The 18590-nt window shown below is 50.0% G+C and carries 27 protein-coding genes; 23 read left to right on the top strand and 4 right to left on the bottom strand.

Translation table 11 applies throughout. The annotated features are described in order from the left end of the window. Positions 1 to 7 precede the first annotated feature (7 nt). From rplF to mazG, 18 genes are all read left to right on the top strand, one after another. Positions 8 to 556: a 50S ribosomal protein L6 gene (gene rplF / locus IPP66_21140; GenBank protein ID MBK9927786.1), complete on the top strand. Its 549-nt coding sequence runs from the start codon at positions 8 to 10 to the stop codon at positions 554 to 556. 3 nt (positions 557 to 559) lie between these two features. Further along, positions 560 to 925 (top strand): 50S ribosomal protein L18, encoded by a 366-nt coding sequence (gene rplR / locus IPP66_21135; GenBank protein ID MBK9927785.1) that lies wholly within the window; start codon positions 560 to 562, stop codon positions 923 to 925. A gap of 11 nt (positions 926 to 936) precedes the next feature. Then, complete coding sequence (rpsE, locus tag IPP66_21130) at positions 937 to 1488, top strand: 30S ribosomal protein S5 (GenBank protein ID MBK9927784.1); 552 nt, start codon at positions 937 to 939, stop codon at positions 1486 to 1488. Continuing rightward, positions 1481 to 1678, top strand: coding sequence for a 50S ribosomal protein L30 (gene rpmD, locus IPP66_21125; GenBank protein MBK9927783.1), 198 nt, complete (start codon positions 1481 to 1483; stop codon positions 1676 to 1678). Before rpsE ends, rpmD begins: the two co-directional genes overlap by 8 nt. A gap of 12 nt (positions 1679 to 1690) precedes the next feature. Next, a complete protein-coding gene (rplO, locus tag IPP66_21120) occupies positions 1691 to 2146 on the top strand; it encodes a 50S ribosomal protein L15 (GenBank protein ID MBK9927782.1) in 456 nt (151 codons plus the stop codon). Positions 2147 to 2166: 20 nt separating this feature from the next. Further along, complete coding sequence (secY, locus tag IPP66_21115; GenBank protein ID MBK9927781.1) at positions 2167 to 3549, top strand: preprotein translocase subunit SecY; 1383 nt, start codon at positions 2167 to 2169, stop codon at positions 3547 to 3549. A gap of 9 nt (positions 3550 to 3558) precedes the next feature. Continuing rightward, positions 3559 to 4209 (top strand): adenylate kinase, encoded by a 651-nt coding sequence (locus tag IPP66_21110; GenBank protein MBK9927780.1) that lies wholly within the window; start codon positions 3559 to 3561, stop codon positions 4207 to 4209. 5 nt (positions 4210 to 4214) lie between these two features. After that, entirely contained in the window at positions 4215 to 4985 is a 771-nt protein-coding gene (map, locus tag IPP66_21105) for a type I methionyl aminopeptidase (GenBank protein ID MBK9927779.1), read from the top strand. 108 nt (positions 4986 to 5093) lie between these two features. Further along, positions 5094 to 5207 carry a 50S ribosomal protein L36 gene (gene rpmJ, locus IPP66_21100; protein MBK9927778.1) on the top strand — a complete coding sequence of 38 codons (114 nt, stop codon included), beginning with the start codon at positions 5094 to 5096 and terminating at the stop codon, positions 5205 to 5207. Between the two features lie 8 nt (positions 5208 to 5215). Further along, complete coding sequence (gene rpsM / locus IPP66_21095; GenBank protein ID MBK9927777.1) at positions 5216 to 5602, top strand: 30S ribosomal protein S13; 387 nt, start codon at positions 5216 to 5218, stop codon at positions 5600 to 5602. 14 nt (positions 5603 to 5616) lie between these two features. After that, positions 5617 to 6021, top strand: a complete 405-nt coding sequence (gene rpsK / locus IPP66_21090; GenBank protein MBK9927776.1) for a 30S ribosomal protein S11 — start codon at positions 5617 to 5619, stop codon at positions 6019 to 6021. 29 nt (positions 6022 to 6050) lie between these two features. Then, on the top strand, positions 6051 to 6701 hold the full coding sequence (rpsD, locus tag IPP66_21085; protein ID MBK9927775.1) for a 30S ribosomal protein S4: 651 nt from the start codon (positions 6051 to 6053) through the stop codon (positions 6699 to 6701). A 93-nt stretch (positions 6702 to 6794) separates the two neighbouring features. Continuing rightward, the gene (locus tag IPP66_21080; protein MBK9927774.1) at positions 6795 to 7745 is read left to right on the top strand and encodes a DNA-directed RNA polymerase subunit alpha; all 951 of its coding nucleotides are present in this window, start codon (positions 6795 to 6797) and stop codon (positions 7743 to 7745) included. A 7-nt stretch (positions 7746 to 7752) separates the two neighbouring features. Continuing rightward, entirely contained in the window at positions 7753 to 8130 is a 378-nt protein-coding gene (gene rplQ / locus IPP66_21075; GenBank protein ID MBK9927773.1) for a 50S ribosomal protein L17, read from the top strand. A gap of 76 nt (positions 8131 to 8206) precedes the next feature. Further along, complete coding sequence (truA, locus tag IPP66_21070; protein MBK9927772.1) at positions 8207 to 8965, top strand: tRNA pseudouridine(38-40) synthase TruA; 759 nt, start codon at positions 8207 to 8209, stop codon at positions 8963 to 8965. 41 nt (positions 8966 to 9006) lie between these two features. Further along, the gene (gene rplM, locus IPP66_21065) at positions 9007 to 9447 is read left to right on the top strand and encodes a 50S ribosomal protein L13 (protein ID MBK9927771.1); all 441 of its coding nucleotides are present in this window, start codon (positions 9007 to 9009) and stop codon (positions 9445 to 9447) included. Positions 9448 to 9467: 20 nt separating this feature from the next. Beyond that, a complete protein-coding gene (rpsI, locus tag IPP66_21060; GenBank protein ID MBK9927770.1) occupies positions 9468 to 9860 on the top strand; it encodes a 30S ribosomal protein S9 in 393 nt (130 codons plus the stop codon). 84 nt (positions 9861 to 9944) lie between these two features. Next, positions 9945 to 11033 carry a nucleoside triphosphate pyrophosphohydrolase gene (gene mazG, locus IPP66_21055; protein ID MBK9927769.1) on the top strand — a complete coding sequence of 363 codons (1089 nt, stop codon included), beginning with the start codon at positions 9945 to 9947 and terminating at the stop codon, positions 11031 to 11033. A gap of 78 nt (positions 11034 to 11111) precedes the next feature. Here the strand turns inward: mazG and IPP66_21050 are convergent, their stop codons facing one another. From IPP66_21050 to IPP66_21035, 4 genes are all read right to left on the bottom strand, one after another. Continuing rightward, entirely contained in the window at positions 11112 to 11903 is a 792-nt protein-coding gene (locus IPP66_21050) for a toll/interleukin-1 receptor domain-containing protein (protein ID MBK9927768.1), read from the bottom strand. Positions 11904 to 11973: 70 nt separating this feature from the next. Beyond that, positions 11974 to 12252: a hypothetical protein gene (locus tag IPP66_21045; protein MBK9927767.1), complete on the bottom strand. Its 279-nt coding sequence runs from the start codon at positions 12250 to 12252 to the stop codon at positions 11974 to 11976. A gap of 378 nt (positions 12253 to 12630) precedes the next feature. After that, positions 12631 to 13167, bottom strand: a complete 537-nt coding sequence (locus IPP66_21040) for a GNAT family N-acetyltransferase (GenBank protein ID MBK9927766.1) — start codon at positions 13165 to 13167, stop codon at positions 12631 to 12633. Continuing rightward, entirely contained in the window at positions 13164 to 13775 is a 612-nt protein-coding gene (locus tag IPP66_21035) for a hypothetical protein (protein MBK9927765.1), read from the bottom strand. The genes IPP66_21040 and IPP66_21035 overlap by 4 nt, the downstream gene beginning before the upstream one ends. An 81-nt stretch (positions 13776 to 13856) precedes the next feature. Here IPP66_21035 and IPP66_21030 point away from each other — a divergent pair, with 81 nt between their 5' ends. From IPP66_21030 to IPP66_21010, 5 genes are all read left to right on the top strand, one after another. Then, positions 13857 to 14846 carry a hypothetical protein gene (locus tag IPP66_21030; protein ID MBK9927764.1) on the top strand — a complete coding sequence of 330 codons (990 nt, stop codon included), beginning with the start codon at positions 13857 to 13859 and terminating at the stop codon, positions 14844 to 14846. A 176-nt stretch (positions 14847 to 15022) separates the two neighbouring features. Then, complete coding sequence (locus IPP66_21025; GenBank protein ID MBK9927763.1) at positions 15023 to 15292, top strand: metal-sensitive transcriptional regulator; 270 nt, start codon at positions 15023 to 15025, stop codon at positions 15290 to 15292. A 21-nt stretch (positions 15293 to 15313) separates the two neighbouring features. Continuing rightward, positions 15314 to 15736: a cupredoxin domain-containing protein gene (locus IPP66_21020; protein MBK9927762.1), complete on the top strand. Its 423-nt coding sequence runs from the start codon at positions 15314 to 15316 to the stop codon at positions 15734 to 15736. 38 nt (positions 15737 to 15774) lie between these two features. Then, positions 15775 to 15993 carry a copper ion binding protein gene (locus IPP66_21015; GenBank protein ID MBK9927761.1) on the top strand — a complete coding sequence of 73 codons (219 nt, stop codon included), beginning with the start codon at positions 15775 to 15777 and terminating at the stop codon, positions 15991 to 15993. A gap of 104 nt (positions 15994 to 16097) precedes the next feature. Continuing rightward, the gene (locus tag IPP66_21010; GenBank protein MBK9927760.1) at positions 16098 to 18578 is read left to right on the top strand and encodes a copper-translocating P-type ATPase; all 2481 of its coding nucleotides are present in this window, start codon (positions 16098 to 16100) and stop codon (positions 18576 to 18578) included. Positions 18579 to 18590 lie beyond the last annotated feature (12 nt).

Here is an 18590-nt window from a genome sequence, read left to right as displayed (position 1 = left end):
GTACAAAGTGTCTCGCATAGGACGTTTACCCGTGGATGTTCCGGCCGGTGTACAGGTTAATGTACAGGGCGCGAATGTCCGCGTAAAAGGACCCAAGGGCGAACTGCAACGAACCTTTTCATCGGCAATTGGTATTGCTTTGGAAAACAACCAGGTGGTTGTGACCCGCAATTCTGACAGCCCTGAAGAACGCGCTTTGCATGGTACAACCCGCGCCGTGATCGCCAATATGGTGCATGGTGTTAGCACTGGTTTTCAAGTAGCACTTGAGATCGAAGGTGTTGGTTACCGCTCTGAAATGGAAGGCAAAACCCTCGTTTTGCATGTCGGGTATTCTCACCCGGTTAAAGTTGAACCGCCTGCCGGTATTTCATTTGAATCTGATCAAAAGTCCCGCCAAATCAAGGTATTGGGTTTTGATCGGGATGTGGTCGGACAAACTGCTGCGGAAATTCGTGGCGTTCGTCCTCCGGAACCTTATCATGGTAAGGGCATCCGATATGCAGGCGAGAAGATCCGCCGCAAGGCCGGTAAGGCCGGGAAAGGAGCCAAGTAAAACATGGCTAATAAATCTCGTGCAATTGCACGCGCACGTCGTCACGCGCGCGTACGCCAAAATTTGGCTGGAACAGCCCAACGTCCACGTTTGAACGTTTTCCGCAGTCTCACCGGCATTTATGCCCAGGTGATCGATGACCAAGCGGGACGAACACTGGCTTCCGCATCCACAGTGGACCGTGACCTGCGTGAAAAGATAAAGGGCTTGAAGAAATCCGAACAGGCTAAACTAGTGGGCCAGACCGTTGCAGATCGTGCAAAGGGTCAGGGCATCACAGCAGTTGTCTTTGATCGCGGTGGTTATCGCTATGTCGGCCGTGTCAAGGCTCTTGCCGATGGCGCCCGTGAAAATGGCTTGCAGTTTTAGTGGAGAAACACATGGCAGACAATAGAAGAAACGAACAACAACAGGATTACGAAGGTCAAGACCAATTCGAGGAACGTGTTATTGAGATTGCGCGCGTTGCCAAGGTGGTCAAGGGTGGACGCAGATTCCAATTCCGCGTGACCGTTGTACTCGGTGATAAAAAAGGTACCATTTCCATGGGTGTGGGTAAGGCCAATGCAGTACCCGACGCCATGCGAAAGGCATCTGAACGTGCTCGCAAGAACATGCAGGTTGTCAATCTCTCCGGCACGACCATTCCTCATGAAGTACTTGGCAAGGTCGCTGGTGCTCGTGTTATGTTGAAGCCCGCCTCACCTGGTACTGGCGTTATTGCTGGTGGTGGTGTGCGTGCCGTGCTTGAAGTTGCCGGTATTCGTGACATTCTCACCAAGTCTCAGGGAAGCGCGAATGTCCTCAATGTCGTGCAGGCAACCTTTGACGCACTTTCCCAGTTGAAGTCCCCCCAAGAAGAGGCTGCTCGCCGTGGAAAGAATGTCAGCGAATTGGTGCCGTTCTGGGAACGGAGGAAGCAACATGCCTAAGAATCAAGATAGCAATAAGACCTTGCGTGTGACGCTTGTCCGTAGTCCGATCGGTTATACAAAAGACCAAAGGGCTACAGCAAAGGCGCTTGGGTTACGTCGTTTAAATCAGACAGTCGAACATAAGGATACCCCGGCTTTGCGCGGGATGATCCGCAAGATTGTTCATTTGCTTCAGATCGAAGAGTAGCAGGAACGAACAATGAAATTACATGATCTCGTGCCCAATCCGGGCTCCAAAAAGAATCGAAAACGCGTAGGACGTGGTATCTCTGCTGGTCAAGGTAAGACCGCAGGCCGTGGTACAAAAGGTGAGGGAGCGCGCTCCGGTCAAGGCGGAAGCCTTTATCGTCAGGGCGGTAACCTTCCTTTTTATCGTCGCCTTCCGTTCATGCGTGGTCAGGGTTTTACCCCTCTGAACCGGGTTGAATACAATGAAGTTAACCTGGATCAGTTGACCGAGGCCTTTAAGGCTAATGCTGAAGTCTCACCTGAGACACTTGCCGATGCTCACTTGCTTCGCGACTTGAGAAACCCTGTGGTTATCCTTGGTCGTGGTGAAGTGAAAGTCGCTCTCAAAGTGCGTGCCCATCGCGTTACTGCCGGTGCCAAGACCAAGATCGAGAAGGCTGGCGGCAGTATTGAGTTGATCGGCTAATTCGGACTAAGGAAACAATCATGCCTGAAAAGAAACAATCTGCCTGGCGCTATCTTTGGTACTCGCAGGACATTCGTTCAAAATTGCTCATTACATTGGGCATTTTGATACTTTTCCGTCTGGCTGCAAATGTGCCTGCGCCTGGTGTTGATCGTGAAGCTCTGCAAATCTTTTTAAGTGGCTCTGGCTCAGGAGGTTTGTTAGGCTTTTTGAACCTTCTTTCCGGTGGCACTATCTCGAATTTCTCCGTCTTGTCCATGGGTGTGTATCCCTATATCACTGCCCAGATCATCCTTCAGTTATTGATCCCAATCATCCCAGCTCTCCAAAAGAGGATGGAAGAAGATCAACGCGAGGGGCGCCGTTGGATGGAAAAATGGACATATTATTTGGCTGTCCCCATGGCTGCACTTTCTGCCATCGGTCAAATTAATACTTTTAATGCCCTTGCCAGTCAGCAGATCGGACGAGTTGTTCTTCCGTTCGGTTTTACATCAGACTTGTGGTTAACTTCCACCACAACTTTGGTCGTTATGACTGCCGGTACCATGTTTGCAATCTGGTTGGGTGAATTGATCTCTGAATATGGTATTCGTGGTCAAGGCCTTTCCCTTGTGATCTTTGCTGGCATCGTTTCACAAATTCCTCGAAACATCATCTCTTTGTGGAGCGACGAAATTAATCGTTGGCCTTTGATGATCGCCATGATCGTTGTCATGTTGTTGACGATCTTAGCAGTCGTATATGTTCAGCAGGGACGCAGAAATGTCCCGATTATATATCCGCAAAAAAGTGCTGTGTTCTATGCCATGCAACGCGGTAAAAGCGTCCGCATGCCACAACCTACACTGCCTCTTATGGTTAACTTGGCAGGGATGATCCCTCTGATTTTTGCCAGTGCTCTTTTGCAGTTCCCTGCGATCGTAGCTGGCTTTTTTGTCCGCTCCGAAACAGTATGGGTACAGACTTTTGCCGCCAGTGTTCAGTCGTTTTTCAATAGAAGCGGTGCAAGCTCCTGGGGCTATTGGACACTCTACTTTTTCATGGTTGTAGCATTTACCTACTTCTATACGACAGTCTTGTTTGAACAACAAAACTATGGTGATAACTTGAAGCGCTCTGGTGCCCAGATCCCAGGTGTTCATACCGGTGTCGCCACACAGAAGTATCTAAGTCGCATTCAAGCGCGTATTACATTGCCAGGTGCCTTGTTACTTGGAGTGGTGGCGATCATGCCGTTCCTTCTTCAGCTGGTCTTGCCTGCTGCGGCTTCAAGCGCTGGTTTATTCCTTGTGTCGTCCTCGGGCTTGCTCATTGTGGTTGGCGTCGTTCGTGATACTTTCATGAACATCGAAGCAGAACTTAAGCTACACGGGTATCAAGAAAAGCTGCTTGTTAGCTAAGGGCTATTCATGGCAAAAATTCTTGTCCTTCTTGGACCTCCGGGTGTCGGTAAGGGGACCCAGGCAGAAATCCTTTCAGAACGGACTGGTCTGGTGCATATTTCATCGGGCGAGTTGTTTCGAGAGAACATTAAAAACCAAACAGAGTTGGGAAAACTTGCCCAGACATTTATTAGTAAAGGCGAGTTGGTACCTGATGACGTCACGATTGCTATGATACGTGATCGCCTCAGTCGTCCGGACGTTGAAATTGGTGCAATCCTCGACGGTTTTCCTCGCACTCCGACTCAGGCCGATGCTCTTGAAGTCATGCTTGAGGAATTCAAGGGGCAGGTTGACGCAGTCCCGTTCATTAACAGTGCAGAAGATGTACTTGTAGAACGTTTGAGTGAACGATGGACTTGCCGTTCAAATGGACATACCTTCAATCAGAAGTTCAATCCGCCTAAAAAAGCTGGTGTATGCGATTTTGACGGCTCGGAACTTTATCAACGCGATGATGATAAAGCGGATACGGTGAAGCACCGAATTCAAGTTTACTTGGAACAGACTTCTCCTTTGATCGCTTATTATCGTGAACGTGGCAAATTAGTTGAAATAGATGGTATGCAAACCATCGATCAAGTGGCACGCTCACTTGTATCTGCATTGAAGATGTAATAATTATGAGTTGGTCACGCCAGATCCATTTAAAAAGCCCTGCGGAATTGCAGGTAATGCGCGAAGCAGGGCGCATCAACGCAACTGTACTGGCAACAGTCAAAGCACTTTTAAAACCGGGTGTTTCCACTGCCGACCTCAACGCGGCTGCTGAGGAAGTGCTAAAGAAACACGGATGTATATCGCCCTTTAAAGGGTATGGGCACCCGCCTTTTCCGGCGTCCATTACGGTGAGTATCAATCAGGAACTTGTCCACGGCATACCTTCCAAGAGCCGTAAACTGAAAGACGGTGACATTGTTTCGGTTGATTGCGGCACTGTGTTCGATGGTTTTGTCGGAGATTCGGCTTTTACAGCCGGAGTAGGGGAGATTTCTCCCGAAGCACAAGCCCTGCTCGATATTACGGAAGGTGCGCTCCACGCCGCTATTGAAAAAATGCGGGTTGGAAATCGCACTGGTGACGTATCTGCGGCGGTACAAAAATATGTGGAGAGTCGAAATTATTATGTGACACGCGAGTACACCGGTCATGGTGTTGGGCGTCAAATGCACGAAGGCCCACAAGTACCCAACTATGGCAGGGCAGGGACGGGCATGCCTCTCAAGCCTGGCATGACGATTGCCATAGAGCCCATGGTGCTTGTTGGGACTGCAGAGACCCGCGTCTTATCTGACCAGTGGACTGTAGTATCGGCTGATGGATCATTGACGGCACATTTTGAGCATTCTGTTGCTGTCACCGAAGGAGAACCTCTTCTCCTGACTGTCCCATAAATCCATCGCGATGTTGCGCGTAATCTGGACGAAAGAAGAATGAAAGTATATAATTATACTCTTGGCTGTTTATACTAAAACAGCCGGTGTGCAAGGAGAATTTTTGATATGAAAGTTTCACCGTCAATACGGAAACGCTGCGCCAAATGCAGAATTGTAAGGCGCAAAGGCAGAGTTTTTATCATCTGCGAAAATCCAAAACATAAACAGCGACAGGGATAGTGTGAACTATGGCGAGAATTGAAGGTGTTGATCTGCCCCGTAATAAACGGGTGGAAGTTGGTCTGACCTACCTTTATGGTATAGGCCCTACGCGTGCGCGCGAAATTCTGTCCAATACGAAGGTTAGCCCGGATACACGGGTGAAGGATCTTTCTGAGGCCGAAGTATCTGCGATCCGCGAATATATCAGCAAGCATTACGCAGTGGAAGGCGATCTGCGACGCGAAGTCCAGATGAGCATTAAACGTCTCATTGAAATCGGTTCTTACCGTGGTTTGCGCCACCGCCGCAATTTACCGGCCCGTGGCCAGCGCACCAAGACGAATTCACGCACACGAAAAGGTGTCAAGAAGACCGTTGCCGGTCGCGGACGCCGTCGTGGTGCCAAGAAATAAAGGTTGGAGAGAACATGGCTCAAAGTGTACGTTCCACGCGCCGCGCTACAGGCGCAAAGAAGAGCAAACGTGTATTGTCCTCCGGACAAGTACATATTTTTGCATCTTTCAACAATACGATCGTTACGGTGACCGATACCGAAGGCAACACTGTTGCCTGGGGTAGCGCTGGTTCAGCCGGTTTTAAAGGTTCACGCAAGAGCACTCCTTTTGCGGCACGTCTTGCCGCCGAACAGGCCATCAAGGCTGCCCAGCAATTGGGCATCCAGGAAGTGGACTTGTTTGTCAAAGGTCCCGGCCCTGGCCGTGAAAATGCCATCCGTGCCGTACAGGCAATGGGTTTGAAAGTTCGCTCCATTGCTGATATTACGCCGGTTCCACACAACGGTTGCCGCCCGCCCAAAAAGCGACGCGTGTAATTTGATATTGATATAGAGGAAAGTGATTTATGTCGAAGAATATTAGTCCGGTTTGTAAACTCTGCCGGCGCGAAGGCGAAAAACTCTATCTCAAGGGTGAACGATGCTACACACCCAAGTGCTCATTTGAACGGAGAAGTTATGCTCCGGGTCAGCACGGACGCACAGGCAATCGTGGCGGCGGAAGCCGCACTGGACGCGAGTCCGATTATCTGCGCCAGTTGCGCGCCAAACAGCGTGCTCGCCGTGTATATGGAGTTTTAGAGCGCCAGTTCCGCCGTTATTATGAAGTTGCGCTTCAGCGCCGTGGTCTGACAGGTTTGAACCTGTTACAGATCCTCGAATCCCGTCTGGATAATGTGGTCTACCGCCTCGGATATGCATCCAGCCGCGCACAGGCCCGTTTGATGGTCACTCACGGTCACTTTACCGTCAATGATCGCCGCACGGATGTGCCCTCCATGCTGTTGCATGAAGGTGATGTTGTGGCTGTTCGTGAAGGTTCCCGCGCACTTGAATATTTCAAGGGCCTTGGTGATCTGGCGAATGCCCGCACATCTCCTGGTTGGTTGAGCCGCGATACAGCGCAGTTGTCAGGAAACATTCAACGTCTTCCTGAACGCACTGAAATTGACGGCAGCCTGAACGAGCAGTTGATCGTTGAATATTACTCTCGTTAGTAGTGATTGGATTTTCTCCTCTGGCGGGTATTTGCCCGCCGGAGGTTCTATTGTAATGACAGGGAGAGGTGAACCGTGACGGGTATCTCGAACATGGTTATGCCGAAGATCGAGCGTGAAGCAGAAGCTCGAAACTACGGCAAATTCATTATCAGCCCGCTCGAACGCGGGTATGGCGTAACTCTTGGCAATGCGTTGCGCCGCGTTCTGCTCTCTTCGTTGGAAGGCGCGGCCGTGACATCCATCCGTATTGCGGATGTGTTGCACGAGTTCAGCGAAATTCCTGGTGTACGCGAAGATGTCATCCAGGTGACATTGCAGGTTAAACAATTGCGCCTCAAGTTGGATGGTGTGGATAGCACACGCATGCATCTGGAAGTGCGCGGTGAAGGGACGGTCACTGCGGCGGATATCATCACATCTGCCGAGGTGGAGATCGTCAACCCGGAGTTGTACCTCTTTACAGTGGACAACCCCAAAACAAAACTTGATCTTGAGTTCACAGTGGAACGTGGCCGTGGATATTCGCCTGCAAACGAGCGAAGTGGCCATATGCCCATCGGTGAATTGCCGATCGATGCCATTTATAGCCCGGTCAAACGCGTGAATTGGGAAGTAACATCCGCCCGCGTAGGACAGAGCACGAACTACGACAAACTCATTCTTGAGATCTGGACCGATGGTACAGTTTCGCCGGAACGCTCCTTGAGCACGGCGGCCAAGATCGTCATTGACCACTTGCGCTACATTGCCGGTGTCAGTGAAGAGACCCTGACCATTGCGGTCGAAAAAGAAGTTGGCGCCAGCCGCATCACCAGCGAACTGGCTGATACACCCGTCGAAGCGCTTGACCTTTCGGTGCGTGTGTTCAATTCCCTCAAACGAACGGGAATTACAACAGTTGGTGATGTGCTCGAACTTCTTGAGAAGGGCGAGACAGCGGTAATGTCCATCCGCAACTTTGGCGAAAAGAGCCTCGATGAGCTCCGTCAGAAGATGCAGGAAAAGGGCTACATGAAGAGCGATTCGAATTCTGCGGAGTAATTGAGAGATGCGACATCAAATTTCTGGTTATAGACTTGGGCGCAGTACAGGTGCAAGAGTTGCACTGCGTCGCAATCTGATAAAACAATTTTTTACCCACGAGCGTATTACAACCACGCGCGCCAAAGCCGATGCAATTCGCGGTGATGCCGAGCGTTTGATCACATTGGCACGCAACAGTGCGCAAGCCAGTGACGCTGAAAAGGTGCATGCCCGCCGTCAGGCTGTTTCCAAACTTGGAGACAATCAGGTGATCAAGCGCCTCTTTGACGAAATTGCGCCTCGTTATGCCAATCGTCCCGGCGGTTACACCCGCATGTTGAAGCTTGGTCCCCGCATGGGTGACTCGGCCGAAATGGTCATCCTGGAATTGGTTGAAGAATAGTGATTTGAGCATTCGGCTGATGGCTCATTGCTAACACTTGCGCCGCACGCAAGTGCAGGTGAAGCTGGAAGCTAAAATGGCACGTTACAAATTGACTCTTGCCTACGACGGCGCCAGCTTCTCCGGAAGCCAGCGGCAGGCAAAAAGCAGAACGGTGCAAGGCGAGCTTGAAACAGCCTTGCAAAACCTTGGGTGGACTGGACGCTCGATACTCATCTCGGGACGGACGGACACAGGCGTTCATGCTACAGGGCAGGTTGCTTCGGTTGACCTGAACTGGTCTGGCACGGATGATGCTCTCGTTCGTGCGTTGAACTCTCTGTTGCCTGCCGATGTATCTGTGTGGTCTGCATCTGTAGTGGATGAAACATTTCACCCGCGGTTCGATGCAATATCACGAACTTACCGATACAGACTGTTCTGCCAACCGCTAAGAGACCCGATCCGCGAGCGATTTGCCTGGCGGGTTTGGCCCTCGATCAGCGGTGAAGCTCTGGCGGTTGCCGCGAAGCAGTTCATTGGGACGCACGATTTTCATGCCTTCGGTTCCCCGACCACTCCCAAAGGCACGACCGTGCGGACCATCATGACAGCCAAGTGGATACAAGCCACCGCCGACGAATGGCATTTTGAAGTACAGGGAGATGCCTTCCTTTACCGCATGGTTCGCAGAATGGTGTTTATCCAGGCTGTGGTTGCGCAGGGAAAGCTCCCAGCGGAGGCCATTGCCCGCTCTTTAGCGAAGCAGGCCGCGGCTGGCAAGCGAAGCGTACTTCCGTCTGGTCTGGCTCCTGCGGCCGGGCTGACGCTGGTCAATGTTGAATATAAAGATTAAGAGTTAATTGTCAAAAAGATAAAGAAACGGAGATTTGGAAAGTGTACAAGTCGTACTATCCGAAAGCTAGTGAGATCGAACGTAAATGGGTTTTGGTGGATGCCAATGGCCAGAACCTCGGACGCCTTGCGGCACGCATTGCGCATGTTTTGCTCGGCAAACACAAACCAACCTTCACGCCCGGCGTGGAGATGGGCGATAACGTGGTTGTGATCAACTGCGAGCGCGTAACGGTGACCGGCACGAAGACCAGCACCAAGATGGAAACCAAGATGTATTACAAGCACTCGAACTACCCGGGTGGCTTGAAATCCATTTCATTGCGTGACCAGTTGCAACAGCACCCCGATCGTGTTTTGCGCGAAGCTGTGTGGGGCATGTTGCCGCACAACCGCATGGGACGCTCCGTGCTCAAGCGCTTGAAGGTCTATGCAGGCCCCGTCCATCCGCATACCACAAATAATCCCGAGCCAATGGCGTAGGGAAAACAGGAAGAAGAAATATGGCACAATATTATGAAGCTGTAGGCCGTCGCAAGGAAAGCACCGCGCGTGTGCGTGTGATGACCGGTTCGGGCAAGGTTACTGTTAACGAGAAGGACGGCGCCGCCTACTTCACCCGTCTCGGCGACCTGAACGACATTCTGCGTGCATTCACCGCTGTTGGCGAAGACGCCGGGAAATACGATATCACCGTCAAAGTAATGGGTGGTGGTGTTACCGGGCAGACCGAAGCCGTGCGTTTGGGACTTTCCCGCGCGCTCCTTTTGGTCAACAACACATGGACTTCTGCACTCCGCAAGCAGGGCTTGCTCACCCGCGATGCCCGCGAAAAGGAACGCAAGAAGCCAGGCCTTAAGAAAGCCCGCAAGGCCCCGACCTACACCAAGCGTTAATTTTCAATTTCAAACCAATACGAAATGCGTAATTCGTGGGATACAATCTACGGATTACGTTTTTCGTTTTAACAAGGAGTTCCCATGGACTTTTCCCTCGTCACTTCTACATTTGAGACGCTTCGCATCACTCCGCCCTCGAAGTTGACCCTGCTCGAAGCGCGGACTCTTGCCTCTGCACATGTTCCGCCTTATCCGCCCGATATGCCGGTGTTGTTTACTGATATTGATTCCAGCGAACTGGCTTTGCAATTGAAGACCGTTCTGTTGACAACCTACCCGAAAGAGCATTTGGTGCAGTGGGTGAGTGATGGGAAGATAAAAGAAGAACGGGTGGACGAGATCAGTGGAACGGGTATTTTTGCAAGAGCATGTTTGTACGTGCCCGCCCTCGGCGAAGGGACCTCCTTCGAATCGTTCGCGGAGATCGTTGCCCATTTGCGCGCACCGGATGGTTGCCCGTGGGATAAAGAGCAGACCCACGAATCGTTGCGCAAGCATCTTCTTGAAGAATCCTATGAAGCCATCTCCGCCATTGACTCGGGAGACTTCGCCGATATGCGCGAGGAATTCGGTGATATGTTGTTGCAGGTCGTGTTACAGTCACAGATCGCCAATGATGAGGGACAGTTCAACGTCAATCAGGTGGTGCATGGAATCCATTCGAAGATCGTGCGGAGGCATCCGCATGTTTTCGGCGAATTGAAATTGGATGGCGTGGACGGTGTGCTGGCGAATTGGGAAAAATTGAAGGAAACTGAACGCAAGGACAAAGGCCAAAAGGAAAAGGGACTGCTCGACGGTGTGCCTCTTGCCTTGCCCGCCTTGAGTCAGGCGCAGGAATATCAAGACCGCGCCGCGCGTGTTGGCTTTGACTGGCCTGAAATAGACGGCGTATTGGACAAGGTGAAGGAAGAGATCGAAGAGATCAAGAAAGCCGAGTCAGATTTTGAACTCGCATCCGAGATCGGTGACTTGTTCTTCGTGCTGGTCAATCTGGCGCGCTGGAAGAACGTGGACGCCGAGTCCGCGTTGCGGGGGACGAATATGAAGTTCAAGAAACGTTTTGGGTATGTAGAGCAGGGCGCAAAGAAACAGGGACGAAATTTATCAGACTTGACACTGGAAGAGATGGACGTGTTTTGGAACGAGGCGAAGAAGAAAGGGGAGTGATGATTTACTTGGCCTGTCCCTGTATAGGTATCTGTTTGTGGCGTAGTGGACCATGGACTCAGCTATAGCTTGATATTTTCATTTGACTTCAAAACCGTCAATCATATATTGTGGCTGACCATCCATTACACCGAAAACCAACTTGGACGGAAGTTCATTGCAAAAAATGAAGTAGCTCTGAGTTGGCGTCGCCTCGTTTTGTGCAAAGTGAAAATACCATGCACCATCATTACTTACACCTGATCCTGACATGGATAGCATACCTCCATGCGGAATCCGTCCACGGGGACCATGAAGGATGTTTGGATTTACACGCTCTTTTTCAGTATTTGGTATGGCAGCGATAAAGGGTGACCAAGTACCTGCTCTTGGTCGGACCTCTATAACAAAACGTGAATCAACCTTATGAACACCAATTGTATAAGGTTGTATAACAGGCGAAGTGAAACTTGGGGTACGACCTTCAGCAGAAGACTTAATTCGTTCTTTCCAATCTGGGTCTGTAATACTCACATACAGCCTTGTCCGAAGACCTGCTGGTATAAGAGTATTATCGACTGTTGAAGGGAAAAGACCAATAATTGGAAAAGTTGATCCACGTTGGCGTAGGGCGCGATCAAGCGCATAAGAATATTCTTCTTTACATGCTTCACTTCCAAGACTATTCTGGGTCGCATAAAGAATCCAAGCATTTGACTGGTTAGGGTTACAAATAAAATCCTCGATTTGTTGCCATAAACGTTTACCTGCTGCAATATTCCACCTATCTAATTTGACTACTAAGCCAGCTTGCTTAAGCTCTTGGGCAATGAAATCCACGTCAGAGTCTTTATTGTCATCCCAAGCGTAGGTAATCCATACTGTTGCCATGATTTCTACTTCCTTAATGTACACGAAATTTCCGCCCCGCGACATGCGTGGCTGATTTGGAAACAATAAATTATGTTGATTGTTTAATTCTTTTGAAATAAAGGTAATGCATACCTTTTGATGAAGTTATAACAGAATCACCAGTGCTAATCAATTCCCAACCGTTTTCTCCGAGTTCAGCTATAGTTTTTGCGAGAATGTCCCGCTCAGAGATATTGCCCTCTTTAGATATTCTCTGTTCTTTTAATCCATCTTTTAAAAAGTAAATCAATTGGGGATAGAATCCTTTCCACTTAGCCGCTTCGTCTTGTTGTATCGGTCCAATTGCACAATATTCCCATTTAGGCATAACAATCTCCTTCTAAAACAGAAATCCTTTGCTTTATGAAAAAACTAATGGACAATTCAATTAGATCAAATCCAATCAAATCCGAAATTTGCATTATGAGAACAGTTTGATTATACAAACTCGATTTGATTTAGCCATAAGATAGAAGCGAAGCCCAATAAACCATTTATAAGATGTACAGTTCATAACTTTTTTCAAGTGCTTATCGAATATTTATGTTATAAAAGCTTAGGTCATCTTTGTAATCGCCCAACTACATCTTAACCAGATAATCCACCGTAGGGTGGTTATCCCACTGGGGACATGTGTACAGCAAATTACTTGTGTAACATCCTATATGCAGATTATACATCCAGCCTGTATTCACAACTTAGGTTGCTATTCATCCAATATCTTGTACATCAAATACTCGTCGTAATACTTACCCTCATAAAAAATGCCGCGTGGTTCTGTGCCGTAGACTGTGAATCCGCAACGCTCGTAACAGCGAATGGCTGGTGTGTTGTCAGTCATGACGCCCAGTTTGACGATCTCAACATCCCGCGCTTTTGCCCATTCGATGCAGGTGGTGATCAATTCTTCGGCGAGGTGCAGTCCTCTCCACGGCGGGCGGACGAAAACTCCCCAAATGAGCGCGTTGTGTTTTGTCTTTGGCGATTCGCCTTTACGGATTCCCGTCAAGCCGACCAGTTGCGAATTGTGTTCTGCAACGAAGATCGTCCCATGCTCATCGGGTTTCAATCTGCTTTCCCAAAAGCTCATGGGGTGATTCGCGTTGACCTCGTAATCTGCACTAAATGCAGTGGGGCTATCCTGCAACGCAAAAAGCCGCAACTCGCGGAATTGAACTACATCTCCAAGGTTCGCTTCGCGAATGAAGACAGTCCCTTGTTTGGTTGCAAGCGATCTACTCATCGGTTACATCGAAAACGGTCAATGGCTTGCTCGAACAATGCCTGCGTATTGTCCGCTTGTGGACTGTACACCTTCCATGCAAAGGCGCGGTCGCCGCAGATCCATGCCCCGGCGGCGCCGAATGGCAGGACGGGTGTTGCCGTGGTGGTGATCGGGGTGTAGATCACGTTCATATCGCGGATCAGCTTCACGTCCAGGTTGCCGACGCGCGTGTCCACGTCATCCAAAATAAGGTCTAGCATGAATTGCGGGTCCGAACTCCCGGGTGACGTTTGCCAGACCATCTGAATAAAAAGATTGGTGTTGAACGCCGCGATCAGTCCCTGTGAATAGGTGCTGGGCGAAGCGGCATTGTTCTTCGCACTGACATCGAAGAAAGACATATCTATGGGATGCCCCACGCAAAATTGATACTCGCAGAACAATCCTTTGAGATCGAATGGCGTAGGCGATGGGTAAGGGGTTGGGATGGGTTGTGCCGTGTTTTGCGGAATGGCTGCGAGAGTTGCCGCCACCGCTTGTTGCACTTGCAAATCCGTATTTGAGTTTGCAGGGAAGGTGCAGGCTGATAGAATTACGACGAGCAGGAAGATAAGTTTGTAACGCATCTGTCGATTATACAACGCCCTGACCTGGCTATCTCGGAACATTCCTGAACGGCCAGGCGTCCTTCCTGTAAAGGAGCATGAATGAAAAAAGTTTTTATGGGTTTGATCACATTATTATTTTTGATGACCGCCTGTGCGCCCGCAACGCCAGAACAACCGCCACAATCTCTTATCGTAAGGGACCCGACCGCCCGCGCGCCAAAACCCACGCCAACACCGATCCCTGTGGATTTGACTCCCGCCCAACAAGCGGCGGTCTCGGCTCTTTCTGAGACTTTGAGCCTGCCCGCTGATCAAATTACCTTGATCTCCACTGAGGCCGTTACCTGGCCAGATGGTTGTCTCGGTGTGCAACGCATGGGCATGATGTGTTCACAAGCTCTTGTGGAAGGTTTCAAGATCATCCTCGAAGCGGATGGCAAACAATATGAATTTCACACGAACCAAAATGGAAGCGCCGCTGTCCTTGCTAAAAATGACACGTCTGGGCAAAACTCAGTTGACGATATCGTGATCGAACAACTTGCGAACAACCTCGGCTTGAATAAAGAGGATATTACTGTTCTCAGCAGTGTCGACACCGAATTTAATGATGCTTGCATGGGCGTGCCCATGCTAGACCTGATGTGTGCGCAGGTCATTACTCCGGGGCGTATCATTGTGTTGGAAGCGAATGGTGCTCAATATGAATATCACACCAGCGCTGATGGTTCACGCGTCCAACCTGCAACCCTCGCATTGACTTGGAAACGTGAAGGTGGCATTGCAGGCTTTTGCGATAACTTGGTGGTTTTCCTTTCTGGTGAAGTGTATGGAAATCAGTGTAAAGCCAATGATGGGCGAATGGGCACATTCGCCAACCTGCTCTCTGTTGCTGAGCGAAAACAATTCAGCACGTGGACCGCAAAATATGGTCAGGTTAATGTAGACGCATCCGACCCTAAAGGCGTAGCAGACGGCATGACAGTGTTACTGTCCCTGTATGGAAATGGTACAGGGCGGCCATCTAAAGACGACAATGCCGCAATCTTGCTGTGGGCACAAACCATATACCAAAAGCTGTACGAATAATTGAGTGAGCCTGTGGAAGTTCCACAGGCTCTTTTTATTTGTTGAATTCACACAATTTTAGTGATGTTTGTCATGTTGACGTGAGACGGGCTATTTGGGTATATTTGGGTTAATCCTACCCCCCTGGGGGGGGTAAGAAAAGTTACTTGACCTGTATCAGAGAAGTAGAGGTAAACATGGAAAACGACAACACTCTGCGAAGATTAAAGACCATTGAGGGGCACCTGCGTGGCATCACGCGCATGGTGGAAGAAGATGCCTATTGCATCGATGTCATCCGTCAGATACAGGCAGTAGAGGCGGCTCTGAACAAAGTCAGCGCACAGATATTGGAAAGTCACCTCAATTCTTGTGTGACCACTGCGATACAAGGAAACAACAAGGCAGAACGCGAACGTGTCTTGAAGGAAATCACCGAAGTATTTGAAATGTCAACCAAAGTTTAAATGACCAAAGGAACTTGTACCGTGAAAAAAGTACTACTTACCATAAGCTTGCTCGTCTTTTTACTTTCTGCCTGTGGGAGCTCGCCCAAACCTGCGACCGAAGTTACTCTGGAGTTGACAGACTTTGCCTATAGCTCTCCCTCTTTCACCATCCCTGCGGGCCAACCCGTCACGCTGACATTGGTCAATAAAGGGGCATTGGAGCATGATTTCGTCATCGAAAAGATCAATGCCAAGTTCGAACTCAAACAGGATGGCGGCTCAACCGAACATCACATGCATGGCGACCAGAAATACGATCTGCACTTTTCTGCCTTGCCAGGGAATACAAGTGTTGCCCAGATCACCATTGACGAACCTGGAACCTATAAATTCTTCTGCTCTGTAGAAGGACATCTTGAAGCAGGTATGACTGGTGAACTGATCGTTGTTGCACAAGAATAAATATCAAATCAATATAAACAAATAAAAGGAGAAATATCATGACCACAGTTACTTATACCGTCCCCGCCATCTCATGCGGACATTGCACCCACACGATCGAGACCGAAGTGGGTGAGTTGAAGGGAGTCCAATCCGTGAAAGCGGACCAGACCACCAAGAAAGTTGTGATCTCTTTTGATGCGCCAGCCAGTGAAGAAAGCATCAAAACCTTGTTGGCCGAGATCAACTATCCTGCTGAAGGTCTCATCACGATTTAGCGCGTAGCCAAATTAGTAAGTGCATTATTGAAATTGGATGAAAACAGAATAGAAGAAGAAAGTCTGTTTTCATCCACAAATCTGTAACGGAGTCCGTATAAGCCATGACTACAAAACAACTCACACTTCCCATCACAGGTATGACCTGTGCCAACTGTGTTGCAACCGTCGAACGCAATCTCAAGAAATTGGACGGCGTGCAAACCGCAGTGGTTAATCTTTCCTCAGAGCGGGCCACTGTAGATTTTGATGCATCCAAACTTGCGTTGACAGATGTCATCGCACGCGTCAATCGTGCGGGGTATGGCGTTGCTACAGGTGAAGCGGACCTCGTCATCAAACGGCTCTCGGATGATACCGATGCGCGCCGACTTGAAAAAGCTTTGTCCAATCTCGAAGGCGTGCTTGAAGCACAGGTAACGTACACCACCGAAAAAGCACGTGTCAAATACATTCCCACCGTTATCACACAGATCGAATTACGCAGAGCGGTTTCTTCTGCAGGTTTCGAAGCCGTGGAACTGGGTGGCGAAGCAGAAGATGCCGAAGCCATGGCACGTGAACATGAGATCAACGAGCAACGTCGTTTACTCATCATCGGCTTGATCTTCACCGTGCCACTTTTCCTGCTTTCGATGGGAAAAGACTTCAGTCTCCTTCCCGATTTTGTTTACGCAAAAACATCCATGGGCGGGATGCGTGACGCCCAGCCTTGGTTTGGCTGGCTTATGCTCGCCCTTGCTCTCCCTGTGCAATTCTATGTGGGTTGGCAATATTATGTCGGCGCTTTCAAGGCCCTTCGCAATAAATCCGCCAACATGGACGTACTCATCGTGATGGGTTCCTCTGCCGCGTTCTTCTATTCACTCCCGATCACATTTGGTTTGTTGATGGGGCACGTCTATTACGAGACTGCCGCCGTCATTATCACGCTCATTAAACTTGGAAAATTCCTCGAAGCCCGAGCCAAGGGACGCACCTCCGAAGCGATCAAAAAGCTGATGGGACTCCGCGCCAAGACTGCTCGCGTCATTCGTGACGGGGTGGAGGCGGAGGTCTCAATCGACTCTGTTCTCGTCGGAGACATGATCCTCGTCAAACCAGGCGAGACCATTCCTGTCGATGGCGTGATCGTTGAAGGTCGCAGTGCGGTGGACGAATCCATGCTGACGGGTGAGTCGATGCCTGTTGAAAAGAAACAAGGTGACACGGTCATCGGTGCAACGCTCAACAAGTTGGGCATGTTGAAATTCGAAGCGACCAAGGTTGGTAAAGAGACTGCTCTCGCACAGATCATCAAGCTTGTGGAAGATGCGCAGGGGAGCAAGGCGCCGATCCAAAAAATGGCAGATCAGGTTTCAGCGGTATTTGTCCCTATCGTAATTGCGATTGCACTGACAACCTTTGCAGGCTGGTATTTCTTTGGCCCAACATTACCTATCAACGCAGACGTAGACAATTTCACCCGTGCTCTCATCAACATGGTGGCGGTGTTGGTCATCGCTTGTCCGTGTGCGATGGGGCTCGCCACGCCGACGGCCGTCATGGTTGGTTCTGGTAAAGGTGCGGAATTGGGTGTGCTGTTCAAAAGCAGTGAAGCCTTGGAACGTGCAGGAAACGTCTCGGTTGTCGTTCTCGATAAAACAGGAACGATCACGAAAGGTCAACCTGCCGTAACCGACATAATTACCATTCCCGAATCACCGATTGCCAACGAAGAGTTACTCCGTCTTGCCGCAAGTGTCGAACGTGGCTCGGAGCATCCTCTCGGCGAAGCGATCTGGGCGGACGCAACTGCCCGAGGGTTGAGTTTGGGAGAAGCGGCTGGGTTTAAAGCAGAGCCCGGGCATGGCGTGCAGGCTGAAGTCGAGGGAAGAAGCGTTGCCGTAGGCAATATCCGCATGATGGAAGCGCACAACTACTCCCTCAACGGACTTCAATCCGAAGTGGCCCGTTTGCAATCTGAAGCGAAGACAGCGATGTTGGTTGCCGTGGATGGAAAAGTGGAAGGCGTGATCGCCGTTGCTGACACGATCAAGGATAGCTCAAAGGATGCGATTGAAGATTTGCATAAGATGGGCTTGAAAGTGGCGATGATCACGGGCGATAACCAAAAGACCGCCGAAGCGATCGCGAGACAGGTTGGCATTGATGTTGTTCTCGCTGAGGTCTTGCCAGAAGGAAAATCCAACGAAGTCAAGAAACTCCAGCAAGCAATCGTCAATCGTCAATCGTCAGGCGTCAATGTAGTAGCGATGGTGGGGGACGGCGTGAACGATGCGCCCGCTCTTGCGCAAGCTGATGTCGGTATTGCGATTGGAACGGGGACCGATGTGGCGATGGCTGCGGCTCCTGTAACATTGATGAGTGGTGACTTGCGTGGCGTGGCTCGTGCGATCAATCTATCGCGCAAAACGCTTGGCACAATCAAACAGAATTTATTCTGGGCGTTCTTCTACAATGTGGTGCTTATTCCTGCCGCCGCGCTGGGATATTTGAACCCGATGCTCGCCGCCGGTGCAATGGCATTCAGTAGTGTGTTCGTTGTAACAAATAGTTTGAGACTGCGAAAAGCGAAAATTTAGTTAGCTCGCAGT

Origin of the sequence: Candidatus Defluviilinea proxima (genome assembly GCA_016721115.1) — a bacterium.
GTDB lineage: Bacteria > Chloroflexota > Anaerolineae > Anaerolineales > Villigracilaceae > Defluviilinea > Defluviilinea proxima.
This window is presented reverse-complemented; position numbering and strand designations above follow the sequence as displayed.